Source organism: Corynebacterium sp. MSK047, from assembly GCF_030232285.1.
GTDB classification, from domain to species: domain Bacteria; phylum Actinomycetota; class Actinomycetes; order Mycobacteriales; family Mycobacteriaceae; genus Corynebacterium; species Corynebacterium jeikeium_D.
In genome coordinates, this window is the sequence record NZ_JASPJI010000015.1 from 1 (window position 1) to 15,264 (window position 15,264).

The following is a 15,264-nucleotide window of genomic DNA, read 5'->3' on the forward strand; positions in this document are numbered from 1 at the left end:
TTCCCCAAAGGCACCAACTTTACCGATGTCACCGACCAAGAGGTCGCCGAGGCGGAAGCATTGCTGAATAACCGGCCACGGGTAGTGCTCGACGGGTTAACTCCCCGGGAGGTAATCTCTGGTGTTATCCATGATGCAATGACCGCCTGACCCTACCTCCCGAAAAATGGCATGAAAGTGTCATAAACTCACACAGTTTCACATTTGCAGCCCGCATTCATGGGTTATTCAACAAACTTGGCGGCAGCCAACAGCAGATACGCGTCAGATACCGCCACAACTAGCCCCCGCCGCCCCGACTACGCCTTGTCCAGCCACTCCTGAGCGACCAACTCAGGGCTGGCGCCACCAGCCACAGCCCGGGTCATCAGCTTTAAGTCCTCAGTGCTCAGCGAACCCGCAATCTCATTGAGTACGCGGACTCGATCATCCCGGTCCAACGCTGGCTTGACGTAGAAAGGCACAAGCCATTGCGGCAAGTCAGCCCCAGCATTGTCAGCTGACACATCTGCGCACCCCTGCGCCATGCCCGCATCGGTGGCCATAACTTCACCTGGCAGCGACCGCGAAAACGCGTCATACACACGGTCCCGCCACTCGCCGCTGAATTGCTTGTCCGGGGTGGAGTCTTCGGCGTACTCTTCAGCCAGTGAAGCCGCCGACGCGGGGTCACTCAGGCCCAGCAGCTCACCCGTGCAACCGAAAGAGACCAGGACCGCTTCACTGCGTACGGCCCGCAACCGGTCGTCAGCATCGCGAATGCCGACGACCTCTGCTTGCCGCCCTATCCTCTCAAAGCTTTGCGCATACACGTACGCAAGAGCTGCTTGCTCAGGGTTGCGTAGGTCTGCCCCGACAGTCACTACCGCTTCCTGCTCGGGAGGAACTGGCATCTGCGGATCCAAATCAGAACATGCGACAAGACTGGACCCCGTTGCCCCAGTGACCAACGCCAGGGCGGTAAAAGTGCACGCAGTAGCCGTGGAGCTACCCTTGCACCCCATTGAGCGGATGTGAAAGTGGAACCCGGCGTTCGCACGTCTAAAATCAATCATCGACACCAGCGTAACCTACGAACGGATTGTGAGGTCACCCAGAATGGGCGAAGAGAAAAGCCGCAACAACAGCGCTTCGGCGAAGGCTCGCGATCCGCGAACTAACTCTGTCAGTAAAAGCCCAACACCGTCGGCCACAGCAAAACCTGGCAAAGCTGCTCGGGCGACGAATGCGGCTAAATCCGCAGCGAAGTCGGCTGTCTCAAAGGTGACGCGCAGCAACGGCTCGTCGTCAAGCACGGGCCAGTCGGAGGCGGTACGCGATGCCCTGCGCGATTGCGGCGTCTACATCAGCGGCAAGCGCTTGCCGGGCACCTACGACCACTTCTCCGGTCTGTCCGAGGTACGCAGTTTTGGCGAAGGCTTCACGTGGCTGTCATTGTCGCGCCCCAACGCGACACAGATGGACGCCATCGCTGAGCTTTACGGGCTGGATGAGCTGACGGTGGAGGATGCACTGACTAACCGCCAGCGCCCCAAGATTGAGATCCACGATGATCACGTGGTTTTTGTAATTCGCTCGATCCACTACTCCCCGGAAGGTCTCGCGGATGACGAAAATGAGATTATTCGCTCTGGCCAGCTGATGATTGTCATCGGCCCGGAGTACGTCATCACCATTCGCATGGGCATGCCGAGCTCGGATATGCAGCGCATTAGCGCACGCGTGGAGAACACCACCGACGCCATCGACTACGGCCCCGCGGGCGTGCTGTGGGCGCTGACGGACAACCTCGTCGATGCGTACCTGCGCATCGCTATGCAGCTGGAAGATCGCGTGGAGATCATGGAAGACGAAGTCTTCGAGCCGAACTTGGATTCGGATATTGAGGACATTTACATCCTCAAACGAGAGATCCTGGAGATGCGCCACGCGATCGACCCGCTGACACCGGCGCTGCGTTCCCTGATGAATCTGCGGGAAGACATCATGCCTAAGGACGTCAGCCGTTACCTTTCAGATGTGCTCGACCACCAGCTCGCCGCCGCGGACCTCGTCTCCGGACTCGACGAACGCCTCTCCGCCCTCATCGACGCCGCCGCCGTGAAAATCCAGCTGCAGCAGAACCAGGATATGCGTACCATCTCGGCGTACGCGGCTATTCTCGCCGTGCCGACCGCCCTGGCTGGTATCTACGGCATGAACTTCGACCGTATGCCCGAGCTGCACTGGGAGTACGGCTACTTCTTCGTCCTGGCCATCATGTTCGCCATCGTGGCGTTTTTGGTGTGGGTCCTGCGCCGCAACAAGTGGCTGTAGACTCTGCTTCTGGCAGGCATCGCTTTACGACGGTCATTGCGACTCATCCCCCGCGTTTAGCTGGGTAGCTTGTTGCCCGCGTTTAGTTGGGTAGTTCGCTAGCTCTGCGCTGATGGTTCCTCTAAGTGGGGAGCTTTCCCCATTGGGGACTGGCCGCGCTGGACAGGTTAGTAAACTTAATTAAGGTTTAAAAAAATTTCTTACTGATTTTAAGGCACCTTAATGAGTAACAACCCCTGGGAGCTCCCACCACCCGAGGAAAATGGTTCCGATTCCTGGGCACTTCCTGCAGATGACCACGATAAGTCGCGTCCGAGCTTCGATTCGGCTGGAACTCGGGACTCTGCTGAGCCGGAGTCGGTTGAGCGGGAGCCGGAGTCAGTTGCGTCGGAGCCAACGCCAGTTGAGCCTTCGGAGCAGCCAGCATCGGAATCGCCGGTCCCGTCAGAATCGCAGGAACCTGTTGCTTCCTCGGAGCAGGCAGCACCCGAACCGTCGGCACGACAGGATGACGCGCCGGAGTTAGCGTGGAGCACGCGCGCTCCCGATCCCGAAACCTTGCAGTTCGCTCCCGAGCGAGCCCAAACGGAATGGACGCAGTGGGGAGAGTTCAATCCGGACCGCCAGATACTTCCGCAGTCGTCTGACCAGTATTCTGACCAATATTCCGAGCAGGCGCCGTCGGACACAGAGCGCGGCAAGAAGAAATCCGGCCTGAGCGGAAAAGTGTTAGCACTTATCGCTGTTGTCGTTTTGGTCATCGCCGGCGGCACCACTGCCTTTTTCCTTACCGGTCGAGGCAAGAGTCTTGCGGCGATGTCTTACATTTCTTCCGAAGACCCTGGACCGAGTCCTTTTATGGATTCCACGGTCAACGAAAAAGCGGTCGCAGCGCCAAACAACTTGAGCTTAGTTAACACTTCTTCTCAAGGTGCTGTCGCCGGAAACGACCCCAACCTCTACGGCGGATCCGGCCAGCTCAGCGTCTGCGATGCCGATGCACTCGTTGCGAACCTCAACGACAACGACGACCTCAACGCCGCATTCGCCGAGGGAATCGGCATCAATGCGTCTGATGTGCCGAGGTACGTTAAGTCCCTGACCCCAGTTGTCCTGCGCCAGGACACGTGGGTCACCAACCACGGCTACGACAACGGCCGAGCAACTCCTTACCAGTCAGTTCTGCAGCGTGGCACCGCAGTCATGGTCGACGCTTACGGCGTACCCCGCGTCCGTTGCTCCTGTGGCAATCCCCTCGCTGAAGCATGGAACGGCTACACCGCGCCAGAGGCTAGTAAGGCCAACTGGGACGATTACGAACCGCGAAGTGTCGTGACCATCTACGAAACCGACATCACCATCAACAACATCAACGTCATCGATATTGAAGATGGCACATCAATCAATATCGACATTGATGATGACGATGTCTCTACGCAGGAAGAGGTCCTTGATGCCGTCACCGAAGACACCCCAGTAACGAGCCCTAAAGACATGGGAGTGCGTCCCGACGGCAAACTCCTCGGCGAGCTAGGCCTAGCCGAGGCCGAAGACGACGCATCCGAGCGCCCCACCGGCGCAGACCGCTTCAACGACTACCAGCAGTGGGCCGAAACCGGCTGGAGTGGAGTTGGTGGTGACCGCGCAACTCGTTCAAACGGCGCCAACGATGCTGACGGAACGATACCAGTAGATCCTGCCGAATTTAAGAAACAGGTTGGATTAGAGCTCTTTGGGGATTACTACATCGAGATTGAAAATCGCGGAGTTGGCTGCTTCATCAACCCAGCCACTAACGGCATATTTTGTTACATCGATGCACTGGCCAATTCTGGCCAACGTGGCCCATATGGTGCCGTTGACGGTGCAGCACCTGACGGCGATGGACCACTCAACTTCCTCGTCTTTAGTGGTCCGCCCGGCGGCTTTACTGCGATGGCATATCAACTTGAGAGCCCACTGAACGGCATACGCCCCGAGCGCCGGCTTCGACCTGGGGAATCCGTGACAATAGGTGACTACACTTGCTTTAATCTGGAAGAAACCATGGGTTGTGAAGCACCTGTAACACGCTTCGATATGGACGCCACGGGGGATGTTTACATCGATAACGCTGAAGTACCTGTTAACAGAAATTAATCCCACGCCAACGAGCGAACAACCTACCCGCGGTTCCCACCGAGAGCCCGCTGCGCCAACAGGTCACGGGCCCGCTCGGCATTGCGGGGATTGCACAGGACATCGTAGCGACGGGCAACAATCTCCGTAGTGCTAGAGAAATCCCGCTTGCCGTTTTGCATTGCGTACGGAACTGCGGCCAGCACGATGCCGAAGATGGCGCCCATACCGAGACCAACAATCAGCGGGCTAACCCAATCCTCCTGGAAAAGGCCCAGAATTAGGCCGAAGAACAGGCCCATCCACAGGCCGTACAGCGCGCCGCCGCCGAGCACCTTCGGCCAAGTCAGCCTGCCGACCACGCGCTCCACCTGCATCAGGTCAACGCCGACGATGGTGAGGTCGGAAACCGGGAACTCATCGCGATCACTGAGCGAATCCACCGCCGCCTGCGCGTCGGAGTAGTTGGTGAAACTGCCCACCGGCCACCCCTCGGGCACCTGGCGCTGAGGCAACCGGGACTTCATGCTCTGTTCCCGGCCGCTCCCCCAACCGCTGCCCGCTTCCCCATTTGCCATCGGTACTCTCACCGTTCCCTTGCAGTTGTTGTCACAGTAAATGGTGACTCAGTTGCTGAAAATATTGCTAAAACTATCGCTATAAAGCGTTCTATCAAGGACAACGTCTGACGGTTGGCAATTGTTCCGCCGTCTGGTCCACCGCCCATTCCACCGCCACCGCGCTTGCCGGAGGGGTTGGTCGCTGTGACCGTCGTAAAGCGGAAAACTGCTGATTTTGTCAGTAGTTCTTTGTCTTACGGGGTCTCACGATAAGATTCACTACATAATGTCTACGATTACTGAAGCTGAAGTTCGCACCGCCCTGGCGCAGGTCGAAGATCCTGAGGTACGTCGCCCGATTACCGAGATTGGCATGGTCAAGTCCATCTCGGTGGCGGACAACAATGACGTGGCCGTGGAGATTTACCTCACCATCGCCGGTTGCCCCATGAAAAACACCATCATCGAGCGCACCGAAGAGGCGCTGAACGGTATCGAGGGCGTTGGCAACGTCACCGTCACCACCGATGTGATGAATGACGAGCAGCGCCGCGAGTTCCGCAACGCCGTCCGCGGCACCGCCTCCGAGCCGGTGATCCCATTCGCCCAGCCGGACTCCCGCACCCGCGTGTTCGCCGTCGCCTCCGGTAAGGGTGGCGTCGGTAAGTCCTCCGTGACCGTGAACCTCGCCGCCGCGCTGGCCGCGAAGGGCCTGTCTGTCGGTGTCCTCGATGCCGACGTCTACGGACACTCCATCCCACACATGATGGGCTCCGAGGAAAAGCCGCACCAGGTCGACGACATGATCATGCCTCCGCAGGCGCACGGCGTGTCACTAATCTCTATCGGACACTTCGTCGACGACAACGCACCGGTTGTCTGGCGTGGGCCAATGCTGCACCGCGCTATCCAGCAGTTCCTCGCGGACGTGTTCTGGGGCGACCTGGACGTCCTGCTATTCGACCTGCCCCCGGGAACCGGCGACATCGCCATCTCCGTGGCGCAGCTCGTGCCGAACGCTGAGCTGCTGATTGTTACTACCCCGCAGATGGCCGCCGCCGAGGTCGCAGAGCGCGCCGGCACCATTTCGCTGCAGACCCGCCAGCGCATCGCCGGTGTCATCGAGAACATGAGCTGGATGGAAATGCCCGACGGCTCCAAGATGGAGGTCTTCGGCACAGGCGGCGGCGAGACCGTTGCCCGTCGTCTTACCCAGATCACCGGCGGAAAGGTCGAGCTGCTCGGCCAGGTGCCGCTGGACACAGAGCTACGCGAAGGCGGCGACAAGGGCACCCCGATTGTCCTGTCCAAGCCGGATTCGGGCGCGGGCGAGGCCCTGAACGCCATCGCTGACAAGCTGGTTGTTCGTCGCGAGTCGCTCGCAGGCAAGTCGCTCGGCTTGGGCGTGACTCCGAAGTAGGCCTTCGCTTTACGACGGTCACAGCGACGCCCCCTCCCCGGTATTTTCGGTGCCGGGAAGGGGGCGTCTGCTTTTGCGGCTGCGGTGTCTGGGGCGTATGTGTTGCTGGTGGTGTTTTCGGTGGTGTATCCGCCGAAGCGGCTGCGTGCACTTACTGACTAGGTTTATGACACTTTCGTGGCAAAATTTGTGCTCAAAGTGTCATAAACCTAGTCAGTAACTTGCGGTCGGGAACGGTTTGCGACCGCTATAGGTTGTCGTCGTCGACCCAGGCCTGCACCCCACGGGGCTGCTGAGGTTGTTGCGGTTGTTGCGGCTGCTGTGGTGTTTGTTGCGCTTGCTGTTGGCGGGCCTGGGCAACTGGATCCTGCCACGTTCCCGGCTGCGGGAGCGGCTGCTGCGACGGAGCCGGCTGCACTGGCTGGTTCGCATTGGACTGCTGGTACTGCTGACCCGCAGGCCCGGCCGCTCCTGCCGCTCCTGCAGCTCCGGCTGCACCAGTTCCGCCACCACCCGCTGCGGGCTTACCGGAGAGCATGTCCAGGTAGGTGTCATCGCCGTCGAAAAGCGTCCTGGTGATGGCGGTCTTCGGGTTGAGACGACGGAGATCGTTGAGCTCCTGCAGCGGCTTGCGAAGATCGTCGAAGTCTTCGCCGAACTCGTCCGAGAGGTTATCGCGTGCGTCATTGATTGCGGTGCGCGCAGCCATAAGCAATGCGCGGACGTCCTCAATTACCTTCGGCAACCGCTCAGGTCCGATGAGAATTAGTCCGAGGATAAAGAGGACAAGAATCTCGCCCCAGCCAACATTAGAAAACACGTTATACCACCTTAGTTACAGTGCACCTCGCATGCAGCATTGCGTGGCCAAATCCACCAAATCTGCTAAATCCGCAGAAACCAGCCGAAACCGGCCGAAACCAGCGCCCCCTTTACTCCGGCGTGATCTTCGCCTCCAGCTCGGCTCCGTGACGAACGATTTTCAATACCGCCTCATTACCAGCGCCAACAGTCCACAGCGCCACCGTGAGCTCATCTGCGGACGATACCGCGCGGTCTCCCACAGCCGTAATCACATCGCCTTCCTGCAGGCCTTCCCGGTCGGCAACGCCTCCCGGCAGGATGCTGGCAATCTCGGCACCAGTCAGTGCGCCATTGGAAACCGTGCGCGCTGTCACGCCAATCCCCGGATGAACCGGCTGCTCACCGGCGATGAGCTGCTCAGCGATGGCAACGGCTGAATTGATTGGAATCGCAAAGCCCAACCCCTGTGAGCCACCCGAACTACTGAAAATCACCGTATTAATACCGATAATAGCACCGCGGATATCCACCAGCGGACCACCCGAGTTACCCGGGTTGATGGAGGCATCGGTCTGAATCGCATCGGCGTAGCCGTCCGTGTCAGTCCCTTCAGCGGCCAGGCGCACCGGCCGATTAAGCGCCGAGACAATGCCCGAGGTCACCGTGCCGCCGAGCCCCTGCGGCGAGCCCATCGCAATCACTGTGTCACCGACCGCAACCGCGTTGGAATCACCAAGCTGCGCCACAGTCAGCCCCGCAACATCTTCGACCTTAATTACGGCGAGGTCGGTCTTCGGGTCGCGGCCAATAATCTTGGCCGGTACCTCTTTCAGCTTTCCGCCGTCCCAAAACGTTACGGAGACCTGCATATCCTGCCGGTCCGCCACCGCCGAAACGACGTGGTTATTCGTCAAAATATGACCGTCACCATCAATGACAAACCCCGAGCCCACGCCCGAGACCTCACCGGCACTGACCGCAATCGACACCACGGCGGGACGAAGAGCCTCCGCCACCTTGCCGATTTCAGTCAAATCACCGTTGCCCGGCCGCCCCTCGATCTGCTGCAGCTCCACACGCTGGTAGTCCGAGCGGAAAGTCTTGCCAGCCCAACCGCCAACAAAGCCACCAACACCGCCAATGAGCAGCACCACGGCCGACGATGCCGCAATCACACGCCACGGCACCTCGCGGCCAAAAATCACTTCCCGCGCGCTGACGCGGGGAGCCGTCTTCGGGCGAGGCTTCTTTTTCGCTTCGGGTTTGCGGGCTGGACGCCCCGTCGTCATGCGTGACGACGAATCCTGCCACGGCGAATACTCTTGGGCGGTGGCACTGGGGTCGTCGTCAAGCTTCTGCCCTGGAGAACGCTGTAACCCGCCAGTTGCGGCGGCACGATCGGCGTCCGGGGCAAACGCGGAATCATCGAAAGAGCGATGTTTGCCCACTAGTGACTACCACCTTTACGAAAACCGCGAACGATCTGCTCCAATGCAGCGCTCAATGACTCCGGCGGACGGTGCGCGAGATGCCGCGCCGACCGATGGGGGTCTGAGTCCTCGCAACTGCCTGCGAAATCAGCAATACGAGCGCGCAGCTCAGCTGGAATGTGCAAGGGCGCACTATCACGCAGACGCCTGGCTGCCTGCCGCTGCTTCGCGACCTCCCGGCGACACTCCGGGCATGCCATCAGGTGCGCCTGCGCACGACGCTCAGCTACGACCGACAACTCGCCGTCAACAAAAGCGGCAATTGCCTCGGTGCCGAGATGCTCCGTTGACAAAAAACGCTTGTCATCGCCCTGCTGAATCACAGACTGCAGCACCTCCAGAAATCGCACCTATTTAACTAGCCCCACAATAGCCGCTCCCGCGGATTGAGTGCGGGAAATCTAGCCTGCGGTGACCGACTCCGGCAGCTCCTGCCGCTCCTTCTCCAGGCGCTCCAACGTCGCCCGCAAGCTGGAACGTGCCCGGTGAATACGCGAACGGACGGTGCCCATCTTGAGCCCAAGGGTGCTGGCAATTTCCTCGTAGGTCAGCCCCACCACATCACAGAGGACAACCACCGCGCGATAATCCGGCTGCAGCTCAGCCAGCGCGATTTCCAAATCCGGGTCGAGCATCGCGTCATCGACGGCCTGCTCCGGGGTCTTCAGCGTACCCGGGACGCGGTCGTAGTTCTCCGGCAACGCCTCCATCCGGATGACCTGCCGATGCCGGACCATATCCAAAAACAGGTTAGTGGTAATCCGATGCAGCCAGCCTTCAAAAGTGCCGGGACGGTATGACTTCAGCGAGCGGAACACACGCATGAATGTTTCCTGCGTCAGATCTTCCGCGTCCTGCTGGTTACCAGTCAACCGATATGCGAGCCCATAAACACTATCCGCGTGGGCCTGAACCAGCTCCGACCACGACGGCATCTCCCCCACACCTGCGTCAAAAGCCGCGGTGCCGGACAGTTGCTCAGTTACGTCAGCGGACGCGGCGTCCTCGCGGCTGGCGCCTGCGCTGACTCGTTCGGACTTGACTCGTTCGGGCATGAGGTTCAGTGTTCCTTACCAACCTTAGGTTTGTAGTGACCTTACCCTGAAAATAGTTTGAGAGTCCAGACAAATTTGAGGCTTGTTTACCCACCTAGTCCGGCACTGACCGGCGCGCCCCGCTACCCTGCCCGAAGTTTTTTCCTACGCTATAAAGCGTGTCCGAAACGAGTTCTTCTGCTACCCCGCTATCCGCACGTGACGCTATTGCACAGCACGTCAACAACACGACCGTAGTCTCCGAGGCCCTTGAAAGCGCCCGAGAGAGCGCTCGCGAATACGGAGTTGCCGTCCCCGATACGATGACCGGCGCCGCTTTGACCTCGCTCATGGCTCTGACCAGTGCCCGCCGCGACGGTCACCCCGCCGCTGTCATCGCATCGCCTGCGGCAGGCGTAGTCGGTTTGCACCTGGCCGCCGGCCTCGGCGATGACGGCGTTCTCACCTGCATCGACCCGGAGCTCGAGCACCAGTCTCTGGCAAAGTCCGCTTTCCGAGCCGCAGGCATCCGCCCCAACCGACAGCGCTTCCTGCCCTCGCAGCCACTGGAGGTCATGGATCGACTGGCCGCCGACTCCTACGACTTGGTCTACTTGGACGTCGCCCCGGCGATCCTCCGCGCCGCCCAGGAAAAGGCCTGGCCGCTGCTTCGCTCCGGTGGCGCGCTCGTCCTGACCGGCGCGCTCCTCGACGGCACTGTCGCTGACTCGTCACGCACTGACCGTGACACCGTCGCTGCCCGCGAAGCCGACGAATACATGCTCCAGCTTGACGACGCTTACGTGATGCGCCTGCCCCTAGCAGCTGGCACCACTGTGCTGGTGAAGAAGTAGTTTTCTACTGTTGGCCGGCCGGCTGGCTGGCGGCGGTGGGCCGAGCCGAGTTACTGACTGCGTTTATGGCTGGTGGCGGCGGGTCGAGCCGAGTTACTGACTGCGTTTATGACAAAAGTGACCCGAAAAATGGCTTGAAAGTGTCATAAACTCACACAGTTTCACATTTGCAGCCCATGCCCGTATTCACATGCGCACCCCATATTCACAGGTGCAGCCCGCAACTTTTAGGGCTGCCAGTTTTGGGGCTAGGTAGCAACTAGGTAGCAAAAAGGGTTAAAGGCAAAAGGCGCGTACCCCACGGTACGTGCCTTTTCAGCCGGTCGGACTCAGACAGTCTAGATAACCTGGTTCTTACCAACGGCCACAACGCCACCAGCGCTGACCTTGAAGCGCTCTGCGTCCTTCTCCGGATCGACACCGATAATGGCGCCGTCGGAAACTACAACGTTCTTGTCCAAAATCGCGTGGCGAACCACTGCTCCGCGGCCGACGCGAACGCCTGGGAAGAGAACCGAGCCCTCCACCGTCGCGCCATCCTCGACCACAACGTTGGTACTAATCACCGAGTTGCGGACCGTACCACCGGAGACAATCGAACCAGCACCGACCATCGAAGCCTGAGCAATACCGCCCTGGACAAACTTGGCCGGAGGCAGGTTCTCCTCCGAGAAGGTGTGGATTGGCCACTTCTTGTTGTAGAGGTTAAACACCGGGTGGACGGAAATCAGGTCCATGTTGGCCTCGTAGAAGGCATCGATGGTACCGACATCACGCCAGTAGCCCTTGTCACGTTCGGTCTCACCCGGAACGTAGCTGTCCTTGAAGTCCCAGACGAAAGCTTCACCCTCCTCTACCAGCATCGGAATGATGTTTCCGCCCATGTCATGGTCGGAGTTTTCATCTTCCGAGTCACGCTTAATAGCGTCGATAAGCGCGGAGGTAGTGAAGATGTAGTTACCCATCGACGCGAACGTCGAGTTCGGGTCATCCGGGGTGCCGGGCGGATCAGCCGGCTTCTCCAGGAACTCGGTGATTCGGTTGTTGTCATCGGCATCGATGACACCGAATGCGCTGGCCTCAGAACGCGGGACGCGGATACCAGCGACCGTCACGCCAGCGCCAGACTCGATGTGGGCCTCCAGCATCTGCTGCGGATCCATGCGATAGACGTGGTCGGCACCGAAGACGATGACGTACTCCGGATCCTCGTCGTAAACCAAGTTCAGCGACTGCAGAATCGCGTCCGCCGAACCGGTGAACCAGCGCTTACCCAGACGCTGCTGAGCCGGCACCGGGGTGACGTACTGGCCGGTGATGCCAGACAGCTGCCACGCCTGCGAAATGTGACGGTCGAGCGAGTGGGACTTGTACTGGGTCAGCACACAGATCTTCAAGAAACCTGCGTTGACCAGGTTCGACAGCACGAAGTCGATAAGCCGATAGCTACCGCCGAAAGGCACGGCGGGCTTAGCGCGGTCTTCCGTCAGCGGGAAGAGACGCTTGCCTTCGCCACCGGCAAGGACAATGGACAAAACATGTGGTTGACTCCTCACACCAACCAACCTATATGCGATTTACGTTCCTCGCTGCCAGTCTCCCCTCCCCGCTACCCACACCCAGGCATATCAAGCGACGGAAATTGTCAAATCTGGTTACGCTGGAACTATGCGTGTTGCCATGATGACCAAGGAATACCCTCCGGAGATTTACGGCGGAGCAGGTGTTCACGTAACTGAACTGACTCGTTTCATGCGCGGCCTCGACGGCGTTGACGTCGATGTGCACTGCATGGGTGCTCCTCGCGATGAGGCGGATGTATATGTCCACGGCGTTGACCCGGAGCTGAAGGATGCCAACGCCTCGATTAAGACGCTGTCCACGGGGTTGCGCATGGCAAATGCCGCCGCGGCAACCGACATTGATGTCGTCCACTCTCACACCTGGTACTCAGGCCTGGGCGGTCACCTCACTGGTCTGCTCAAGGGCATTCCGCATGTGGCCACCGCGCACTCACTGGAGCCGCACCGTCCGTGGAAGCGCGAGCAGCTCGGCGGCGGTTACGACGTTTCCAGCTGGTCCGAGCGCAATGCTATGGAGTACGCAGACGCTGTCATTGCTGTTTCCGCGCGCATGAAGGACGCCATCCTGGATGCCTACCCGCGTATCTCCCCCGACAAGGTCCACGTTGTCCTGAACGGTATCGACACCGAGCTGTGGTACCCGCGCCCGACGTGGGAAGAGTCCAAGGAACAGAACGGCTGGTCTGTCCTGGAGGAGCTCGGCGTTGACCCGTCTCGCCCGATGGTCGCGTTCGTCGGCCGCATCACCCGTCAGAAGGGTGTCGCTCATTTGGTCAAGGCCGCATCGCTTTTCGACGACGGTGTGCAGCTCGTTCTGTGCGCCGGCGCTCCGGACACCCCGGAAATCGCGAAGGAGACTGAGCAGCTCGTTCACGATCTCCAGGAGAAGCGCGATGGCATTTTCTGGGTGCAGGACATGCTGCCGAAGGAGAAGATCCAGGAGATCCTGACGGCCGCAGATTCCTTCGTCTGCCCATCGATCTACGAGCCGCTGGGCATCGTTAACCTCGAGGCTATGGCCTGTGGTACCGCCGTTGTCGCCTCTGATGTCGGCGGTATTCCGGAGGTTGTCGTCGATGGTGAAACCGGCACTCTGGTTCACTACGACGAGTCCGATCCGGAGGGCTTCGAACGAGGCATCGCTGCCGCTGTCAACAACATGGTCGCCGACCGTGACCGCGCTGCCAAGGTTGGCCAGGCGGGTAAGAAGCGCGCTGAGGAAGTGTTTAGCTGGGAGAACATCGCCAAGCAGACCGTCGACGTCTACAAGTCTTTGATGTAACAGGCTGATTGCCGCGCACCGTTTCTATGCCGCGACTGCGCACCGCACGGAGTCTCCTCATAAGGCCCATCGCTTCCAAAGAGGAAGCGGTGGGCCTTTTTAGCCTTTTTACTAACCCCGTTCAGGACATTCACTTATGCGTTTGCCCACTTTTCTGAACCTAATTTGAGTTTTGGATGAATTTATCATTACTGGTCAATAGCATATTGAGTATGAGATTCACTAAGAAGGTGGCAGCAGTTGGTGCCGCCATTGCCATAGCGCTAGCGGGGGCGGTACCGCATCAGGCGCTCGCTACAGAAGTAGCACCATCCCCTAGTACCGCTACCATCACCGAGCGTGGTCCCCTGGGACAGTCCGGCCGCTGGTTTACCGACGGTGATGGCCGAGCTTTCCTCACTCAGGGGTCGAACATCGTCTACAAGCACGATCCCTACACCCCCGAGGCCGGAGGCTTTAACGAGGACGACGCTGACTGGCTCGTGCAGCAGGGCTTCGACTCCATGCGAGTCGGCATTATCTGGAAAGCAGTAGAGCCAGAACCTGGCGTCTACAACGACGAATACCTGGATTCCATTGCCCGCACGATCTCCATGCTCACTGAGCGTGGAATCGCTGTCTTGGTTGATGCCCACCAGGATATGTACAACGAGAAGTTTGAAGGCGAATTCGCCCCGGATTGGGCTGTCGTTGACGACGGCGTTCCCAGCCTATTGAAGGTCGGCTTCCCGGCCAACCAAGCCCTCAATATCGGTCTCATTAGGGCATACGACAATTTCCTGAATAACCGCGAAGGCCCAGGCGGTGTTGGTCTGCAAGACCGTTACGCAGCCATGTGGGGCCATGTCGCCGAACGCCTTGGCGACATGCCGGGGCTGATGGGCTACGACATCATGAATGAACCGTGGCCCGGTTCGGCATACCCACTGTGCTACCTGGCTCTTGGCGACTGCGGCCCGGCTAAGGCAAAGCTCGATGAACTGCACCAGAAGGCTGCCGATCAGATTGTCGCCAAGGACCGGGATGCGATTGTCCACTACGAGCCCTACTCCATGTGGAACACCGGATTGAACACCAATCCGGCTGCCCCGGAAGTTCCTGAAACCGCTGGCACGGCTCTCAGCTGGCATGTGTACTGCACCACGAACGCCCTGTTCAACACCTACACGGGCTGCGATTTCTTCGACGGTCGTACCTTCGACAATGCAGAAATCGTCTCATCCGGTAACGGCTCGGCCACACTGCTTTCCGAGTTCGGCGCAACCGACGATGCCGATACCCTCAATGGCGTAATTTCGCTTGCCCGCCGCCACATGGTCGGCTGGCAGTACTGGTCCTACTGCGGATGCAACGATCCGACGACGCAGAACCAGAAGGAACAGGGCATGGTCTTCGACCCGAAGGATCCAGGACCTGTAGGTGCCGATGCCTTCAACCGCGATAAGATGACCATTCTCGCCGCTCCACACCTGCGAGCGGTCGCAGGCACCCCGCAAGCTACTGACTGGAACCGCGACGCCCGTGTCTACCAGGCCAGCTGGAACAATAGCCGCGTCGATGGCACCGGAGTTTTCGCACCTGGTTCCACCAGCGAGCTCGTTGTACCCTCAATTAACTTCCCGAATGGGTTCACAGTGAATGTCGAGGGTGGCCACGCCACTGTCGCTGCCGATGGCCAGACGGTTCATATCGTCTCCACTGCTGACAAGGTGTCAGTCACCATCCAGCCGAAGTAGAACCAACCGCTCGATTCACCAAATCACGCCCTGTGGATTTTTCCGCAGGGCGTTTTTCGTGCCGCAG

At 59.5% G+C, this 15,264-nt stretch carries 13 protein-coding genes; 6 read left to right on the forward strand and 7 right to left on the reverse strand.

Annotation, left to right across the window (positions count from 1 at the left end; genetic code table 11):
- Positions 1–299: 299 nt before the first annotated feature.
- Entirely contained in the window at positions 300–1,055 is a 756-nt protein-coding gene (locus tag QP981_RS07205; RefSeq protein ID WP_284857715.1) for a type 2 periplasmic-binding domain-containing protein, read from the reverse strand.
- A 43-nt stretch (positions 1,056–1,098) separates the two neighbouring features.
- Here QP981_RS07205 and QP981_RS07210 point away from each other — a divergent pair, with 43 nt between their 5' ends.
- Positions 1,099–2,316 (forward strand): magnesium and cobalt transport protein CorA, encoded by a 1,218-nt coding sequence (locus tag QP981_RS07210; RefSeq protein WP_284857716.1) that lies wholly within the window; start codon positions 1,099–1,101, stop codon positions 2,314–2,316.
- Positions 2,317–2,538: 222 nt separating this feature from the next.
- The gene (locus QP981_RS07215; protein ID WP_284857717.1) at positions 2,539–4,455 is read left to right on the forward strand and encodes a DUF6777 domain-containing protein; all 1,917 of its coding nucleotides are present in this window, start codon (positions 2,539–2,541) and stop codon (positions 4,453–4,455) included.
- A gap of 23 nt (positions 4,456–4,478) precedes the next feature.
- Here QP981_RS07215 and QP981_RS07220 read toward each other — a convergent pair whose 3' ends face one another.
- On the reverse strand, positions 4,479–4,961 hold the full coding sequence (locus tag QP981_RS07220) for a YflT domain-containing protein (RefSeq protein ID WP_042388577.1): 483 nt from the start codon (positions 4,959–4,961) through the stop codon (positions 4,479–4,481).
- A gap of 319 nt (positions 4,962–5,280) precedes the next feature.
- Between QP981_RS07220 and QP981_RS07225 the strand changes: the two genes are divergently transcribed.
- Positions 5,281–6,414, forward strand: a complete 1,134-nt coding sequence (locus tag QP981_RS07225; RefSeq protein ID WP_049190060.1) for an Mrp/NBP35 family ATP-binding protein — start codon at positions 5,281–5,283, stop codon at positions 6,412–6,414.
- 247 nt (positions 6,415–6,661) lie between these two features.
- On the opposite strand, the gene tatB is transcribed toward QP981_RS07225, so the two are convergent.
- The 4 genes from tatB to sigE form a co-directional block, all read right to left on the reverse strand.
- Positions 6,662–7,234: a Sec-independent protein translocase protein TatB gene (tatB, locus tag QP981_RS11250; protein ID WP_016422412.1), complete on the reverse strand. Its 573-nt coding sequence runs from the start codon at positions 7,232–7,234 to the stop codon at positions 6,662–6,664.
- 112 nt (positions 7,235–7,346) lie between these two features.
- Entirely contained in the window at positions 7,347–8,666 is a 1,320-nt protein-coding gene (locus tag QP981_RS07235) for a S1C family serine protease (protein WP_284857718.1), read from the reverse strand.
- Positions 8,666–9,058: an anti-sigma factor family protein gene (locus QP981_RS07240; RefSeq protein WP_284857719.1), complete on the reverse strand. Its 393-nt coding sequence runs from the start codon at positions 9,056–9,058 to the stop codon at positions 8,666–8,668. Before QP981_RS07240 ends, QP981_RS07235 begins: the two co-directional genes overlap by 1 nt.
- A gap of 51 nt (positions 9,059–9,109) precedes the next feature.
- Positions 9,110–9,763 (reverse strand): RNA polymerase sigma factor SigE, encoded by a 654-nt coding sequence (sigE, locus tag QP981_RS07245; RefSeq protein WP_049193704.1) that lies wholly within the window; start codon positions 9,761–9,763, stop codon positions 9,110–9,112.
- Between the two features lie 158 nt (positions 9,764–9,921).
- On the opposite strand from sigE, the gene QP981_RS07250 reads away from it, so the two are divergent.
- Positions 9,922–10,596 (forward strand): O-methyltransferase, encoded by a 675-nt coding sequence (locus tag QP981_RS07250; protein ID WP_049193703.1) that lies wholly within the window; start codon positions 9,922–9,924, stop codon positions 10,594–10,596.
- 338 nt (positions 10,597–10,934) lie between these two features.
- Here the strand turns inward: QP981_RS07250 and glgC are convergent, their stop codons facing one another.
- Entirely contained in the window at positions 10,935–12,152 is a 1,218-nt protein-coding gene (glgC, locus tag QP981_RS07255; protein WP_042388575.1) for a glucose-1-phosphate adenylyltransferase, read from the reverse strand.
- A gap of 112 nt (positions 12,153–12,264) precedes the next feature.
- On the opposite strand from glgC, the gene glgA reads away from it, so the two are divergent.
- Together glgA and QP981_RS07265 are read left to right on the forward strand one after the other, a co-directional pair.
- Positions 12,265–13,461: a glycogen synthase gene (gene glgA / locus QP981_RS07260; RefSeq protein ID WP_197914232.1), complete on the forward strand. Its 1,197-nt coding sequence runs from the start codon at positions 12,265–12,267 to the stop codon at positions 13,459–13,461.
- A 212-nt stretch (positions 13,462–13,673) separates the two neighbouring features.
- Positions 13,674–15,197 (forward strand): cellulase family glycosylhydrolase, encoded by a 1,524-nt coding sequence (locus tag QP981_RS07265; protein ID WP_284857720.1) that lies wholly within the window; start codon positions 13,674–13,676, stop codon positions 15,195–15,197.
- The last annotated feature ends 67 nt before the right edge of the window (positions 15,198–15,264 follow it).